Source organism: Campylobacter lari (assembly GCF_004357905.1).
Taxonomy (GTDB): domain Bacteria; phylum Campylobacterota; class Campylobacteria; order Campylobacterales; family Campylobacteraceae; genus Campylobacter_D; species Campylobacter_D lari_D.
This window is the reverse complement of sequence record NZ_SMTT01000030.1, coordinates 1-561: the sequence shown is the minus strand read 5'-3', so window position 1 is coordinate 561 and position 561 is coordinate 1. Positions and strand designations below refer to the sequence as shown.

At 30.8% G+C, this 561-nt stretch carries 1 pseudogene; it reads left to right on the top strand.

The features are described 5' to 3' along the window. Positions 1-561 (top strand): annotated as a pseudogene (locus tag E2O22_RS07815) (methyl-accepting chemotaxis protein); the annotation flags it as partial.

The following is a 561-nucleotide window of genomic DNA, read 5'->3' as shown; positions in this document are numbered from 1 at the left end:
GCCAAAGCCATCAATGAAAACATCACTAAAACTAAAAATGCATTAGAACAAGATGCTAAAGCAGTAGAACAATCAGTTGATACAGCTAAAGAAATAGAAGGTGGTAATCTAACAGCAAGAATAACAGCAATTCCTGCTAATCCTCAATTAATAGAATTAAAAAATGTATTAAATGATATGCTTGATGTATTACAAGCAAAAGTTGGTTCTAATATGAATGAAATCAATAGAGTATTTGATAGCTATAAGGCATTAGACTTTACTACTGAAGTTAAAAATGCTAAAGGTGGAGTTGAAGTAACTACTAATGTATTAGGTCAAGAAATAGTAGCTATGCTAAGACAATCATCTGAATTTGCTTCTTTATTAGCAGATGAGAGTGGTAAATTACAAAGTGCTGTTAAAGACTTAACAGATTCTTCATCTTCTCAAGCTTCTTCTTTAGAAGAAACAGCAGCAGCATTAGAAGAGATTACTTCTTCTATGCAAAATGTATCTCATAAAACTAGTGAAGTTATTGCTCAAAGTGAAGAGATTAAAAATGTTACTTCTATAATAGGT